At 68.7% G+C, this 14,818-nt stretch carries 11 protein-coding genes and 1 other RNA gene; 8 read left to right on the top strand and 4 right to left on the bottom strand.

The window, feature by feature from the left end:
* Positions 1–24: 24 nt before the first annotated feature.
* Entirely contained in the window at positions 25–825 is an 801-nt protein-coding gene (locus ABZT04_RS28945; RefSeq protein WP_356059914.1) for a hypothetical protein, read from the bottom strand.
* Between the two features lie 301 nt (positions 826–1,126).
* Positions 1,127–2,098: a LysR family transcriptional regulator gene (locus ABZT04_RS28940; RefSeq protein ID WP_356059913.1), complete on the bottom strand. Its 972-nt coding sequence runs from the start codon at positions 2,096–2,098 to the stop codon at positions 1,127–1,129.
* 83 nt (positions 2,099–2,181) lie between these two features.
* Between ABZT04_RS28940 and ABZT04_RS28935 the strand changes: the two genes are divergently transcribed.
* The gene (locus ABZT04_RS28935; RefSeq protein WP_356059912.1) at positions 2,182–3,363 is read left to right on the top strand and encodes an MFS transporter; all 1,182 of its coding nucleotides are present in this window, start codon (positions 2,182–2,184) and stop codon (positions 3,361–3,363) included.
* A 90-nt stretch (positions 3,364–3,453) separates the two neighbouring features.
* Here ABZT04_RS28935 and ABZT04_RS28930 read toward each other — a convergent pair whose 3' ends face one another.
* Positions 3,454–4,299: an NAD(P)H-binding protein gene (locus ABZT04_RS28930; RefSeq protein ID WP_356059911.1), complete on the bottom strand. Its 846-nt coding sequence runs from the start codon at positions 4,297–4,299 to the stop codon at positions 3,454–3,456.
* A gap of 130 nt (positions 4,300–4,429) precedes the next feature.
* Between ABZT04_RS28930 and ABZT04_RS28925 the strand changes: the two genes are divergently transcribed.
* The 7 genes from ABZT04_RS28925 (at position 4,430) to ABZT04_RS28895 (ending at position 14,350) form a co-directional block, all read left to right on the top strand.
* The gene (locus tag ABZT04_RS28925) at positions 4,430–4,807 is read left to right on the top strand and encodes a helix-turn-helix domain-containing protein (RefSeq protein WP_356059910.1); all 378 of its coding nucleotides are present in this window, start codon (positions 4,430–4,432) and stop codon (positions 4,805–4,807) included.
* Positions 4,808–5,050: 243 nt separating this feature from the next.
* A complete protein-coding gene (locus ABZT04_RS28920) occupies positions 5,051–6,346 on the top strand; it encodes an extracellular solute-binding protein (protein WP_356059909.1) in 1,296 nt (431 codons plus the stop codon).
* Entirely contained in the window at positions 6,343–7,311 is a 969-nt protein-coding gene (locus ABZT04_RS28915) for a sugar ABC transporter permease (RefSeq protein ID WP_356059908.1), read from the top strand. Before ABZT04_RS28920 ends, ABZT04_RS28915 begins: the two co-directional genes overlap by 4 nt.
* A complete protein-coding gene (locus ABZT04_RS28910) occupies positions 7,308–8,132 on the top strand; it encodes a carbohydrate ABC transporter permease (RefSeq protein ID WP_356059907.1) in 825 nt (274 codons plus the stop codon). Before ABZT04_RS28915 ends, ABZT04_RS28910 begins: the two co-directional genes overlap by 4 nt.
* Before the next feature lie 16 nt (positions 8,133–8,148).
* Positions 8,149–10,389, top strand: a complete 2,241-nt coding sequence (yicI, locus tag ABZT04_RS28905) for an alpha-xylosidase (RefSeq protein ID WP_356059906.1) — start codon at positions 8,149–8,151, stop codon at positions 10,387–10,389.
* Complete coding sequence (locus ABZT04_RS28900; RefSeq protein WP_356059905.1) at positions 10,389–11,399, top strand: LacI family DNA-binding transcriptional regulator; 1,011 nt, start codon at positions 10,389–10,391, stop codon at positions 11,397–11,399. The genes yicI and ABZT04_RS28900 overlap by 1 nt, the downstream gene beginning before the upstream one ends.
* Before the next feature lie 44 nt (positions 11,400–11,443).
* A complete protein-coding gene (locus ABZT04_RS28895) occupies positions 11,444–14,350 on the top strand; it encodes a glycoside hydrolase family 3 C-terminal domain-containing protein (protein ID WP_356059904.1) in 2,907 nt (968 codons plus the stop codon).
* A 57-nt stretch (positions 14,351–14,407) separates the two neighbouring features.
* Here the strand turns inward: ABZT04_RS28895 and ssrA are convergent.
* Positions 14,408–14,795, bottom strand: a transfer-messenger RNA (tmRNA) gene (ssrA, locus tag ABZT04_RS28890).
* Positions 14,796–14,818: the final 23 nt, after the last annotated feature.

Raw genomic sequence — 14,818 nt, 5'->3', positions numbered from 1 at the left:
TGGGGCGGCGGGTGTGCGATGCCATCAGACGATGTGCTCCGGGGTCGTGGACGGTGCCGGCGCCGGTTCGGAGGACGCGGCCGGACCCTGCGCCACCGGCGACGGGCTGCTCGGCGCATCGGCCACCGTGCCGGTGCCGGCGGTCACGCTCGGACTCGGCGTCGGCGCGGCCGGCGCGCTTGTGCTGCTCGTCGGCGTCGGGTCGGACGACGGCGTGACCTGCGGCTGCGAAGGCTGTACGACCGGATTGCTCGCGCTTCCCCCGGTCGGCGCCGCGACGCTCTTGCTCGCGGACGGCTTGGCGGACGCGGACGCGCTCGCCTTCCCGGGGCCCTTGGACGCTCCGTGCGCGCTCGCGCTCGCGCCGGGAGACGGCGTCGTACCGTCGCTCGCCGTCGGGATGTTCCCCGGCGCCACGCTGTCAGCGGCACCGGACGGCCGCCCCGACTCGGCCGGCAGCGGCGAGGTGTCGACCTTGCCCGCGGGCGGTTCGTGCCGCTGGCCCGGCACCAGGAGCCAGGGCGCGTCGGAACTGCCGGACAGCAGTGTGATCACGATGACGACGGCGTAGACCGCGCAGGCGATGCCGACGGCCATGCCGATCCGGCGGTACCTACGGCTCCGGCGGCCGGACTCGTCGACGAAGACGGGCCCGTCGGAGCCGTCACCCTTCTTCCCCGGATCGTCCAACTCCTCGGCAGCACCGTCGAGTTGGACGGTCACCTCGTCGGGGTCCGTCCCCGCGGGCGCGCCCCAGGGGTCAGCCAGGGCGCCGGACGGACCGGACGGTTCTGTTCGTATGCGGTCGTGACGACCGCCCTCCAAGATCTCCGATCCACCGGTCGCGACGTTCGCTCCGGGTTCCGAGAACGCCTGCGCCTCTCCGCCTACGACCGGTACTTCTCTGGTCGCGGATGCGGCTTGGGGCCATTCCGGTTGGGCGTCTTCCCGCCACTTTTCCATGCGCACGCACATCCCCCCACAGGACTGTTCCGGGCGCGCGGACGACCCTGAGCACACGCCGTCGAACCGGGCCCCCACCCGGTCCACGCGCCCCCTTACCACACTGCGCTCAGGCCCTGAAGGTAGCGCAGCGGGTACTCACATGTGGTGGGATGCGCCATTTTTACTCCTTTAGCATGTCCACGTCGATGGCTGGAATCCATCCATCGACAGGCCTGTGGAGCCATCCCTCGGCGGTGGCGATCTCCACCGCAGCCCGTCGAAGCGCATCGAATCCGGTGTGCACCAGCCCCTTTCGCCACACGAGCGACACGGGGGACAACGGCACCGGATCCACCAGGGGCCGCAACACCGTCCGAGGCATGGCCGGAAAATCCACCACGGCGAGGATCGGGTTCCGCGTCTTCGCCATGACCCGCTCGAACTCCTCTTCGCCTACGGCCATGGGTGCGGGCGCCGCGACCTCGATGCCCCGCCCCGCGAACAGCCGACGCGCGAGATCCGTCCACTCCGGAGTACGCGGATTCCCCGCCCCCGCGTACACGGACTCCCCCGCCAGCGCGTCCACCGGCACCTCCGCGAGCGACGCCAGCCGGTGGTCCTCGGGCAGCACGACCGCCATCGGTTCGTAGCGCACGAGGTGGTGGTCGAGCCCGGCCCGCAGCACCGGATCGAGTCCGGCGAACCGACCGAACGACACGTCGAGCCGTCCCGCAAGCAACTCCCCCGCGGCCCAGGTCAGTCCACTCTCGTAGCGGGCCATCAGCTCCTGTTCCGGGGCGAGTTCGCGCGCCCGGTGCAGTACCCGGCGTCCGGTGCGCAGGCCCGGCGAGTTGAGGTCCACGAGGAGGGGCCGGGCCTGCCGGAACGCGGCGAGCAGCTCGTCCTGCGCGGCGAGCACCCGCCGGGCGTACGGCACCAGCCGCTCACCGTCCGGCGTCAGCGTCACCTGCCGGGTGGTCCGCACGAACAACTCGGCCCCCAACTCCCGCTCCAGGCGCCGCACATCACGGCTGAGCGCCTGCTGGGCGACATACAGGCGGGCGGCGGCGCGGGTGAAGTGGAGCTCTTCGGCGACGAGGACGAAAGCGCGCAGGAGACGAGGGTCAAGGTGGAGCTGGAGAGGTGCGGACATCCGGTGAACTTACAACGAGGGTGCGTGAATCGGCGCTGAGCAGGTGTTGGACCCCTTGATCGTCCCCGGGTGACGGTGGGGGCATGCCCCAACTCACCGGCTATCGTCGCCTCTTCGCCCTCCCCGGCACCCGCGCCTTCACCGCCGGGAACCTTCTCGCCCGGCTCCCCGCGGGCATGTTCAGCGTGAGCGCGGTCGTGATGATCGCCGGTTCGCGGGGGTCGTACGCCCTCGCCGGCGCGGTCACCGCGACCGGCCTCGCGGCGACCGCGCTCACCGGCCCGTGGCTGGCGCGCCTGACCGACCGTCACGGTCAGGCCCGAACAGCCGTACCGGCGACGGTGGTTGCCGTCCTGGGCTCGCTGGCCCTGCTCCTCTGCGTGCGCTACGGCGCCCCCGACTGGACCCTGTTCGCCGCGTACGCGGCCACCGCGTCGACCCCCAACACCGGCGGTATGTCCCGGGCCCGCTGGGCCCATCTGCTCGACGGCGACACCGAGGCGCTGCATACCGCGAACTCCTTCGAGCAGGCGGCCGACGAGCTGTGCTTCATGCTGGGCCCGGCGCTGGCGGGCTTCCTGTGCGGAACGTTCTTCCCGGAGGCGGGCACGCTGGCCGGGGCGGTGCTGCTGCTGACCGGGATCCTGGTCTTCGCGGCCCAGCGGTCGACGGAACCGCCGCCGAGCCCGGCTCCGAAGAGTGGGCCACCTCTGCGCGTGCCCGGCATCCCGCCCCTCCTCGCCGGATTCGTGGCGACCGGCGCGGTGTTCGGCTCACTGGAGGTCGTCACGCTCGCGTACGCGAACGCGGCGGGCCACCGGGCGGCGGGCGGTGCGGTGTTGGCGCTCCAGGCGGCCGGTTCGTGCGCGGCGGGTCTGCTCTACGGCAGGCTGAGACCGGCGACCGCACCCGAACACCGCCTGCGGTGGTGCCTGTTGGCGATGACGGCCCTGATGGCTCTGCCGCTGCTGGCGGCCACCACGCTCGGTTCGCTGCCCGCGCTGGCGGCGGCCCTGCTGCTGGCCGGCATGGCGACGGCCCCGACGATGGTCACCGCGATGACCCTGCTCCAACACCGCACACCCGAGGGCCGGTTGAACGAGGGCATGAGCCTGGCGGTGACGGGCCTGCTGCTGGGGATCGCGTGCGGTTCGGCGGCGGGCGGCTGGACGGCGGACCACATGTCCCCGACGACGGGCTTCACGGTACCGCTCGCGGCGGCCGCGACGGCTCTGGCCATGCGAGGCCCGGGCACGGGGCGTTGATCAGGATGGATGTCCGGGGTCCGGCCGCCCGGCCGAGGTCCTGCGCTCCACGTATCCGCACCCTGCCTCATGCCGGACCCCGAAGCAGCTCTACTTGAAGGCGGGCAGGTTGCAGGCGACCCACTCGCCGAAGGGGCGGGCCGGGCGTCCGAGGACCTTCTCCACGTCCGGGCTGACCCGCTGCTCGACCGGGAGCGGGGTACCCAGGACGTCGAGCGTGCCGCCGACGACCTCTTCCGGCATGAACCGCGCCATGACGGCGTGCGCGTCCTCGCGGGACAGTTCCACGAAGGTCACGTCCTCGCCCAGCACCTCGGAGAGCATCTCGGTCTGGCGCCTCGGTCCGACAGCCTCGGGGCCGGTCAGCACGTACGTCTGCCCGGCGTGACCGTCCTCGCGCAACGCGACCGCCGCGACCTCGGCGATGTCCGCCGGGTCGACGACGGGCAGCGCCACGTCGCCGAAGGGCGAGAAGACCGTACGGTTCGTGCGCACCGACTCGGCCCACGCGTAGGCGTTGGAGGCGAAACCGGCCGGGCGCAGGATCGTGTGGTCGAGGCCCGAGCCGCGGACGGCGGCCTCGAACTCACGCAGCCGGTGGTGCGAGACGGTGTCCGAGCGCGTGCCGGCGAGCTGCGAGGAGACGAGGACGACGCGCTTGACGCCGGCGGCCTTGGCGATGTCCAGGAGGTTCGTCGCCGCCTCACCGGGACCGTTGAGCTCACCGGCCAGCAGGATGAAGAAGGCGTCGGCTCCTTCGAGGACCGGCTTGAGGCCGGCGAAGTCCCCGAGGTCGGCCCGGGCCACGCGGACACCGTCGGGAAGACCGGCGGGCTCCGCGTTGCGCGAGACCGCCACGACCTCCTCCCCCGCCTCGACGAGGGCGGCGACCAACGGACGGCCGATGTTGCCGGTCGCTCCGGTGACAACAATCATGAACTGCTCCTGATTCAAAGGAAGTTATGTCGGCGGACGGCCCTACGCGGGCGCCGACGGATTCCCGGAAGCTACCAGCACAGATATAGTAAGTACCTAGAGGAAAGTGACTTCCCGAAAGGTGACTGCTGTGCTGGAGAGCCGTGCGGAGCAGGCCTGTCCGATCGCCCCGGTCGTGGACATCGTCTTCAGCCGCTGGACGACACCGATCCTGTGGACGCTGAACGAGTACGGCGTCCAGCGCTTCGTCGAGCTGCAACGCAACATCGGCAACATCACGCCCAAGGTGCTCACGCAACGGCTGCGCCAGTTGGAGCGGGACGGCCTGGTGGTGCGCACGTACTACCCGGAGGTGCCGCCCCGGGTGGAGTACGAGATCAGCGACCTGGGCAGGAGCCTGGCCCCGCTCTTCGCCTCGCTCGCCGTGTGGGCGCGCGACCATCTGCCCGCCGTGGAGAAGGCGCGGCAGACGTTCGACACGGTCGAGACCACGACCGCCACCCGCTGAGGTACGCGACAGCGCGGCGGTCAACTCCGCCGCGCTGTCGTCGAGTTCACGCATGCAGCCCTGGAAGAGGATCAGCGGATGCCACGGGCCGCGCCCCCGCACCCTCCGTCGAACCGCTTGCCCCAATCTCCGCCAAACCCATTGACGCCCTCACAGCCCCTGCATACCTTCCTCCGTCGAAGCGCTTCGACGGAGCCCGTCGAATCGGTTCGACATCCCATCCGACTCCCCTGGAGGCACTGGATGTTGACGGCACGAAGGCGAGCGGCGGCCGCCGCGCTGATCCTGAGCGGATCCCTGCTCCTGTCCGCCTGCGGTGGCTCGGACGGCGGCGGCTCCTCCGACGGCAAGACGCTCAAGCTCTGGCACTACGAGGGCCCCGACAGCGCGATGGGAGTGGCCTGGAACGAGGCGATCAAGGAGTTCGAGGCCCAACACCCGGGCGTGAAGGTGAAGTTCGAGGAGAAGGGCTTCGAGCAGATCCAGAAGACGGCCCCGATGGTCCTCAACTCCTCGGACGCGCCGGACGTCATGGAGTACAACAAGGGCAACGCGACAGCGGGCCTGCTCTCCAAACAGGGCCTGCTCACCGATCTCACCGCCGAGGCGACCAAGCGAGGCTGGGACAAGAAGATCCCCGGGAGCGTCGGCACCACCGACATGTACGACGCCAACGGCGTGATGGGCTCCGGCAAGTGGTACGGCGTCACCGACTACGGCGAGTACACGATGGTCTACTACAACAAGGACCTCTTCAAGAAGTACAAGATCGCAGAGCCGAAGACGTTCGACGAACTCACCGCCGCCATGGACCAGTTCGCGGCGAAGGGCGTCACCCCGCTGGCGAACGCGGGCGCGGAGTACCCGGCCCAGCAGTACCTCTACCAACTCGCGTTGTCTAAGGCCGACCGCGCCTGGGTCGACAAGTACGAGCTGTACAAGGGCAAGACGGACTTCCACGACCCGGCCTGGACCTACGCGGCGACCACCTTCGCCGACTGGGTGAAGAAGGGCTACATCGCGAAGACCTCCAGCTCCACCAAGGCCGAGGACGCCGGTGTCTCCTGGATCCAGGGCAAGGCGCCGATCCTGTTCTCCGGCAGTTGGTGGTACGGCCGCTTCCAGACGGAGGCCAAGTTCGACTGGGACACGACGCTGTGGCCCGGCTCGAACCTCACCCTCGGCTCCGGCGGCAACATCTGGGTCGTCCCCAAGGGCGCCAAGAACAAGGAACTCGCCTACGACTTCATCGACATCACCCTGTCGAAGAAGATCCAGAACCTGATGGGCAACAAGGGCGGCATCCCGGTCGCGGCCGACACCTCCGCGATCACCGACCCCAAGTCCAAGGAACTCATCGCCAACTTCAACACGGTCTCCGGCCGTGACGGCCTCGCCTTCTACCCGGACTGGCCGGTCCCCGGCTTCTACGACGTCCTCGTCTCCGAGACCCAGAAGCTGATCACGAACAGCGAGAAACCGGACGCCTATCTCAGCAACCTGCAGAAGGCGTACGACAAGGGTGTTCCGTCGACATGACGGTCACCGTCGAGAAGGGCGCGCGGGCCGCGGGCAAGCACCAGCCACCCGGCCCGCGCCACCCTCGCCCCCGCAACTCCTACGCCCTCTTCCTGCTGCCCGGCGCCCTCGCCGCGCTGGCCGTGATCGTCGTCCCCTTCCTGATGAACACGGCCGTGAGCTTCACCGACTGGCAGGGCGTCGGCGACCCCAAGTGGTCCGGGCTCGCCAACTACCGTGATCTGCTGGACGATGCGGAGTTCTGGGCGTCCTTCCGGCACAGCCTGTTCATGGTCGTGGCGATGGCGGCGATACCGACGATCGTCGGACTCGTCCTGGCCGCCGCCCTGTTCGACTACATCGGCAAGCACTTCGGCAGCCGTATCGCCGCGATCCTCCGCGCCTGCTTCTACCTCCCGCAGGTCCTCCCCATCGCGGTCGCCGGCATCGTCTGGAGCTGGATCCTCGCCCCGGACAACGGCTCCCTCAACGCCCTGCTGAAAGCGGTCGGGTTGGGCTCCTGGCAGCAGGACTGGCTGGGCGACCCCGACATCGCGCTGTACAGCGTCATGGGCGTCATGGTCTGGGTCCAACTCGGCTTCCCACTCGTGGTGTTCATGGCCGGCCTGCAACGCGTCGACCCGCAGCTCTACGAGGCCGCCGAGCTGGACGGCGCCGGCTGGTGGCGCCGCTTCTGGCACATCACGCTGCCGCAGATACGCCCCGAGATCTACGTCGTCCTCACCTGGTGCACGATCGCCGCGCTCAAGGTGTTCGGCGCGGTGTACGTGCTGACGAAGGGCGGACCGGGCGGCGCGACCGACGTCCCCTCCTACTTCTCCTTCTCCACCTTCTTCGAGAAGACCCAGGTCGGCTACGGCGCCGCGATCTCCACGGTGCTGACCGTGATCATCCTGGTGCTGTCCCTGGCCTTCCTGAGACTCCAGACCCGCGCGGAGGACATCGAGGAAGGGGCCCGCGCATGACGACCGCTCTGCGCCGCTACCCGGTACTGATCGCCCTGTGCCTCGCCGCGCTGTTCATGGTGATCCCGTTCCTGATCGTCCTGGTCAACGCCGTGAAGTCACCGGCCGAGTACTCCGAACACGGCCCGCTCAGCCTCCCCCAAGGCCTCTACCTGGACGGCCTCAAGGACTTCTGGCAGCGGGTCGACTACGGCCAGAAACTCTTCAACTCGGTGCTGATCAGCGGCTCGGTGGCCGTCCTCGCCGCCGCCCTATCGGTTCTCAACGCGTACGCGATCGGCATCGGCCGTATCCGGGGCCGCACCTGGGTCCTGGCCTTCTTCGTCCTGGCCAACATGCTGCCGCAGGAGGCGCTGGTCTACCCGATCTACTACCTGAGCAAGCAAGTCGGCCTGTACGACACGAGGTTGAGCGTCATCATCGTCTTCACGGTGATCCAGGCGGCGTTCGGCACGTATCTCCTCTCGTCCGTGCTCGGCCAGTTCCCCCGCGAGATCATCGAGGCGGCCCGGATCGACGGCGCGAACAAGTGGCAGGTGCTGTGGCGGATCGTGGTCCCGGTCAGCCGCCCCACCATCGGCGTCCTGCTGGTCTTCTTCTTCATCTGGACCTGGAACGAGTTCCTGCTCCCCCTGGTCATGCTGATCTCCAACGACAACCAGACCGTGTCGGTGGCCCTCGGCGTCCTCCAGGGCCAGCGCCTGATGGACGCCACGATGACCAACGCGGCCGCCCTGCTGGGTGTGTTGCCCGCCATCGTCTTCTTCCTCGTCTTCCAGCGGACCCTCACGCGCGGCATCGCCGTGGGTGCCGTCAAGTAGTAAGGGGACCCCCCACGTGAAGTTCACCGACGGCTACTGGCTGCTGCGCGAGGGCGTCACCGCCGCCCACCCGGTCGAAGTCCTCGATGTCACCGCCCCGGACGGCGCGTTGGAGATCCACGCGCCGACCGTGCCCATCCGCCACCGCGGCGACCTGCTGAAGGGACCGGTCGTGACGATCAGCGCCCACGCCCCGATGCCCGACGTCATCGGCGTCACCTTCACCCACTTCGAGGGCGAACAGCCGCGCGGCCCCCAATTCGAGGTCCCGAAAGAGGAGTTCGCGGTTCACACGTCCTACGACGACGAACACGCCACCCTCACCTCCGGCGCCCTGTCGGTCCAGGTCGCCCGCACCGGCCCCTGGCACGTCGACTTCCTCGCCCATGGCCGGGTCCTCACCGGCAGCGGCCCCAAGGGCATGGGCATCATGCGGGACGCGACCGGCGCCCACTATCTGCGCGAGCAGTTGGGGCTCCAAGTGGGCACCTCCGTCTACGGACTGGGCGAACGCTTCGGCCCGCTCGTCAAGAACGGCCAGGTCGTCGACATGTGGAACGCCGACGGCGGCACCGCCACCGAACAGGCCTACAAGAACGTCCCGTTCTATCTGACCGACGCGGGCTACGGCGTCTTCGTCGACCACCCCGGGCGGGTCTCCTTCGAGGTCGGCTCGGAGGCGGTATCACGCGTCCAATTCAGCGTGGAGAGCCAGCAGTTGACGTACTACGTCATCTACGGCCCGACCCCCAAGGACATCCTCCGCAAGTACTCCGCCCTCACCGGCCGCCCGGCCCTCCCGCCCGCCTGGTCGTTCGGGCTGTGGCTGTCGACGTCCTTCACCACCTCCTACGACGAGGAGACGGTGACGTCCTTCATCGAGGGGATGCGGGAGCGTGAACTCCCGCTGTCGGTCTTCCACTTCGACTGCTTCTGGATGCGCGAGTTCAACTGGTGCGACTTCCAGTGGGACCCGCGGGTCTTCCCCGACCCGGAGGGCATGCTCGCCCGGCTGAAGGACCGGGGCCTGCACATCTGCGTCTGGATCAACCCGTACATCGCCCAGCGCTCACCGCTCTTCGCCGAGGGCAAGGCACTCGGCCATCTGCTGCGCCGGCCGGACGGCAGTGTCTGGCAGTGGGATCTGTGGCAACCCGGCATGGCCCTGGTCGACTTCACCAGCCCGGCCGCCCGCGACTGGTACGCCGCCAAGCTGGAGGCGCTGCTCGCACAGGGCGTCGACTGCTTCAAGACCGACTTCGGCGAGCGGGTCCCCGTCGACGTCGCCTACGCGGACGGCTCCGACCCCGAGCGGATGCACAACTACTACACCTACCTCTACAACCGCACGGTCTTCGACGTGCTGCGCAAACACCGGGGCGAGGGCGAGGCGGTCGTCTTCGCCCGCTCGGCGACAACTGGCAGCCAGAAGTACCCCGTTCACTGGGGCGGCGACTGCGAGGCGACCTACGAGTCGATGGCCGAGTCGCTGCGCGGCGGGCTCTCCCTAGGCCTGTCCGGCTTCGGTTACTGGAGCCACGACATCGGTGGCTTCGAGGGAACCCCGACCCCCGCCCTCTTCAAACGCTGGCTGGCCTTCGGCCTGTTGTCGTCCCACAGCCGACTGCACGGCAGTTCGTCCTATCGGGTCCCGTGGCTCTTCGACGAGGAATCCGTGGACGTGCTACGGCAGTTCACCCGCCTCAAGCTGAGCCTCATGCCGTACCTCTACGAAACCGCGCGCACCGCCTCCGCCGAAGGCGTGCCGATGATGCGGGCGATGGTCCTCGAATTCCCGGACGACCCCGGGTGCGCGCATCTGGAACGGCAGTACATGCTCGGGAGCGATCTGCTGGTCGCGCCCGTGTTCAGCGACGACGGAGACGTCTCGTACTACGTCCCCGAGGGCACCTGGACCCACTACCTCACCGGCCGCACGGTCACCGGCCCGCGCTGGATCCGCGAGAAGCACGGCTTCGACAGCGTGCCCCTGCTCGTCCGCCCCGGCGCGGTGATCCCGGTCGGCGCGGTGGCCGACCGGCCCGACTACGACTTCGCCGACGGGGTCACCCTGCGCGCGTACGGCCTGGAGCGGGGCGCCCAGGTGACGGTGCCGATCGGCGACGTGACCTTCACCGTCGTACGGGAAGGGGACACGCTCCGGGCATCCTGCAGCGACGCCTCCCTCACCTGGGGGCTGGCCGCCGGGGAACGGTCGAAGTCGGGCAGCGGGTTCCTCACCCTGGAGCTGGGCTGATGGTGAAGATCACCGATGTGGCCCGGCACGCCGGGGTCTCCCCCAGCACCGTGTCGTACGCGCTGAGCGGCAAGCGCCCGATCTCCGAGGAGACCCGGCAGCGCGTCGAGGCCTCCATCCGCGAGCTGGGCTACCGGCCGCACGCCGGTGCCCGCGCCCTGGCCAGCAGCCGGTCCAACGTACTGGCGCTGGTGATCCCCTTACGGACCGGCATCCATGTCCCGGTGGTCATGCGGTTCGCGGTGTCCGTGGTCACCACCGCCCGCCGCCACGACCACGATGTGCTGCTGCTCACCCAGGAGGAGGGCGAGGAGGGCCTGCGGCGGGTCGCGGACACGGCACTGGTGGACGCGATGATCGTGATGGACGTCCAACTGAACGATCCCCGGCTGCCGTTGCTCCGCTCCCTGGACCGACCGTCCGTGATGATCGGCTTCCCGGCCGAGGCGGAGGGACTGACCTGCATCGACCTCGACTTCAAGGCGGCCGGTGAACTGTGCGTGGAACGGCTCGCGGGGCTCGGGCACCGCGTCGTCGCCCTCGTCGGGTCACCGCCCGAGGTGTACGTCCGGGGAACAGCCTTCGCCCAGCGGGTCGTCCAGGGCTTCACGGCCGCCGCCGACCGCAACGGGCTCGCCTCCTCCGTCCACCCGTGCGAGGCGGAACCCGGCGCGGCGACGGCCGTGGCAGAGCAACTGCTGCGCGAACAGCCCGCGTTGACTGGAGTCGTCGTCCACAACGAGCCGCTCCTGGAACCTCTCATCGACGCCTTCGAACAGCTCGGCCTGCGCGTCCCCGGCGACCTGTCGGTCACCGCGATCTGCCCCGACGAACTCGCCGAGTCCGTACGGGTCCCGGTCACCTCGGTCGCGCTGCCCGCCGACGAACTCGGCTCCAGAGCCGTCGAGTTGCTGATGAAACAACTCGACGGCAAGACCGTGCCCGCCGCGACGCTGCTCGCCCCCCGGCTGACGGAACGCGCGAGCACGGCACCACGCAACGCGCCCTGATCCCACCACCGTTGACGCAAGGCCCTAACCGAAGGAGCCGTGACATGAAAGGCAAGAGAAGAAGACACAGAACCACGCTGGTCGTGGCGTTCGCCCTGATCGCCGCTCTGGGAGCGACGGTCCCGGCCACGGCCGAGACCCCGTACCCCTTCCGCGACCCAACTCTCCCCGTGAGTCAGCGCGTCGACGACCTCCTGGGCCGACTGACCCTCGACGAGAAGATCTCCCTCCTCCACCAGTACGAGCCCGCGATCCCGCGCCTCGGCATCCAGTCCTTCCGCACCGGCACCGAGGCCCTGCACGGCGTCGCCTGGCTCGGCAGGACCACCGTCTTCCCACAGGCCATCGGACTCGCCTCGACCTGGGACCCGGCCCTGATGCGGCAGGTCGGCTCGGCGGTCGGCGACGAAGCTCGGGGCTTCCAACAACAACGTCCGGACGGCTGGGGGTTGAACCTCTGGGCACCGGTGGTGAACCTCCTCCGTGACCCGCGCTGGGGCCGCAACGAGGAGGGCTACAGCGAGGACCCCGAACTGACCGGCGTCCTGTCCACGGCCTACGGCGAGGGCCTCACCGGCGGCGACCCGAACCACCTCAAGACGGCCCCCACGCTGAAGCACTACCTCGCCTACAACAACGAGGTCGACCGCGCCACCACCTCCTCCGACCTGCGCCCACGGGTCGAGAAGGAGTACGACGAGGCAGCCTTCAAGCCTGCGATCGAGGCGGACGCGGCCACGGGCGTGATGACCTCGTACAACCTGGTCAACGGCCGCCCCGCCACGGTGAATCCGGACCTGGACGACGTCGTACGGAAGTGGACCGACCAACGCCTGCTGAACGTCACCGACGCCTTCGCCCCCGGCAACCTCGTCACACCCCAGCAGTACTACCCCACGATCACCGAGGGCGACGCGGCGGCACTCAAGGCGGGCGTCGACAGCTTCACGGACAACAGCGCGGACCCCGGCCCGACGACGACGGCGGTCAACTCGGCGTTGCAACAGGGCTTGTTGAAGGTGTCGGACATCGACAAGGCGGTATCGGACATCCTCTCCGTCCGCGTCCGGCTCGGCGAATTCGACCCGGGCGGCGGGAAGTTCGGCTCGATCGACGCGTCGGTCATCAACAGCCCGGCCCACCAGCGGCTGGCACGCAAGGCGGCGGCCGAGGGCGCCGTACTCCTGAAGAACAACGGCACGCTCCCGCTGGGCAGTTCGGCGAAGAACGTCGCCGTGGTCGGCCCCCTCGCCGACACCCTCTACACCGACTGGTACTCGGGCACCCTCCCCTACGCCGTGACCCCCGCGCAGGGCATCACCTCCAAACTGGGCACCGGCGTGGCCACCAGCGAGGGAGTGGACCGCATCGCGCTGCGCGACACGGCCACCGGCAAGTACGTCACGGCCGGCACCGGCGACGCGGGCGCGCCCCTCACGGAGACCACGAACACGGACACCACCGCCCAGTTCGACACCTTCGACTGGGGCTCGGGCATCGTCACCCTGCGCTCGGCCGCCAACGGCAGATACGTCGGCTACAACTGGTCGAACTTCGTCAACGACCAGACGCAGCCCAATGGTTGGTACGTCCAGCAGCAGTTCAAGCTGGAACAGCAGGACGACGGCACGTACTTGCTGAAGTACGCGGGCTACGAGACGTCCGAGTCCTGGTGGTCCAGCCCGGTCTACCTCGGCCCGACCGATGCGAACGGCACCCTCGGCCTGGTCACCAAGGACAAGGCCGCGCACTACACGAAGGACGTGGTCCGCAGCGGGGTGGCGGACGCGGTGGCGGCGGTGAAGGGCAAGGACACGGCGGTCGTCGTCATCGGCTCCATGCCGTCGATCAACGGCCGCGAGGCCCACGACCGCACCGACATGGCCCTGGCCCCCTCGCAGGAGGCCCTGGTCAAAGCGGTCCACCAGGCCAACCCGAAGACGGTGGTCGTGGTCGAGAACAGCTACCCCACCACACTGGGGGCTGTGCAAAAGGAGGTCCCGGCCGTCCTCTGGACCTCCCACGCCGGCCAGGAGACGGGCAACGCCCTCGCCGACGTCCTCTACGGCGACGTCAACCCGTCCGGCCGCCTCACCCAGACCTGGTACCGCTCGGACGCCGACCTCCCGTCGATCCTCGACTACGACATCATCAAGTCCGACCGCACCTACCAGTACTTCCGGGGCACCCCGCTCTACCCGTTCGGCTACGGCCTCTCGTACACGACCTTCCGCTACGGCACCCTGAAGCCCGTGGCGGGCGGCTATGAGGTCGCGGTCACGAACACGGGCAAACGGGCGGGCGACGAGGTCGTCCAGCTCTACACCCACCAGCGCACATCCCGCGACAAGGAGCCCCTGAAACAGCTCAAGGCCTTTCAACGGGTCTCGCTCAAACCCGGGGAGACAAAGACGGTCCACCTGAAGATCCAGCGGAAGGACCTCGCCCACTGGGACGTCACCCGCTCGAAATGGGTGGTGGAGAGCGGTACGTACGACGTGATGGCCGGGGCGTCCTCCACGGACATCCGCGCCCGTACGACCTGGCAGGTCCACGGAGAGACCATCCCGCCCCGCGACCTGTCGCGAACGACCCGCGCGGAGAACTTCGACGACTACTCCGGCATCCACCTCGTCGACGAGTCCAAGGCCAGCGGTACGGCGGTGGGCGCGGCGGCGGACGGCGCGTGGCTGAAGTTCACGGACAGCCAACTGGGCACGAAGGCGACGAAGTTCACGGCCCAGGTGGCGGGGACGGCCGCCGGCACGATCGAGGTCCGGCTGGGCTCCCCGACGGGCAGACTCGTGGGTACGGCACACACGGACGGGACGGCGTCGTCGTACGACTACGAGACGGTGACCGCCGACCTGTCGGGCGCGGCGAAAGGCCGTAGCGACGTGTATCTGGTGCTGAGCGACGGCTTGCGACTGTCGACGTTCAGCATTCACTGAACCGCATGACAAAGGCCCCGCCACTCGAAAGTGGCGGGGCCTTTACAAACATGGGATGAGTGGAGATGGCGGGAATCGAACCCGCGTCCACCGGTGCAGAATCAGGGCTTCTCCGTGTGCAGTTCGCTGTGATTTTCTCGGCCCCGGCGATCACGCGAACAAGTCGCCGACGGGCCCAGTCACTGTTTGATTTCCCATCGAACCCCGTGACCGGGCTCGATGGTTTAGTTCCCTAGATTATGCCAGGATCCGGGTCGGGAACACCCCCGGGCTGACACCCTTTTAGGGTCCTTCAGTCGCTGTTATTAGGCAGCGAGGGCGAAGGACTGGGAATCGCTCTTGGAATTGGCGATTATTGGTTGCGACATATGGTTTACGAGATCATTGCCGCTTCCTCGACACGCTTCACCTGCTTCAACAGCCGCTGTCGAAACCGATCATCCCCATGTTTATTTTTCAAGCCTCTCC

The organism is Streptomyces sp. NPDC005492 (genome assembly GCF_040605995.1).
Lineage (GTDB): Bacteria > Actinomycetota > Actinomycetes > Streptomycetales > Streptomycetaceae > Streptomyces.
This window is presented reverse-complemented; position numbering and strand designations above follow the sequence as displayed.

Excerpts from the sequence above, each read along its gene's own strand:
- ABZT04_RS28940 (WP_356059913.1), bottom strand. The coding sequence starts at position 2,098 with ATGTCCGCACCTCTCCAGCTCCACCTTGACCCTCGTCTCCTGCGCGCT.
- ABZT04_RS28935 (WP_356059912.1), top strand. The coding sequence starts at position 2,182 with ATGCCCCAACTCACCGGCTATCGTCGCCTCTTCGCCCTCCCCGGCACC.
- ABZT04_RS28930 (WP_356059911.1), bottom strand. The coding sequence starts at position 4,299 with ATGATTGTTGTCACCGGAGCGACCGGCAACATCGGCCGTCCGTTGGTC.
- ABZT04_RS28920 (WP_356059909.1), top strand. The coding sequence starts at position 5,051 with ATGTTGACGGCACGAAGGCGAGCGGCGGCCGCCGCGCTGATCCTGAGC.
- ABZT04_RS28915 (WP_356059908.1), top strand. The coding sequence starts at position 6,343 with ATGACGGTCACCGTCGAGAAGGGCGCGCGGGCCGCGGGCAAGCACCAG.
- ABZT04_RS28910 (WP_356059907.1), top strand. The coding sequence starts at position 7,308 with ATGACGACCGCTCTGCGCCGCTACCCGGTACTGATCGCCCTGTGCCTC.
- ABZT04_RS28900 (WP_356059905.1), top strand. The coding sequence starts at position 10,389 with ATGGTGAAGATCACCGATGTGGCCCGGCACGCCGGGGTCTCCCCCAGC.
- ABZT04_RS28895 (WP_356059904.1), top strand. The coding sequence starts at position 11,444 with ATGAAAGGCAAGAGAAGAAGACACAGAACCACGCTGGTCGTGGCGTTC.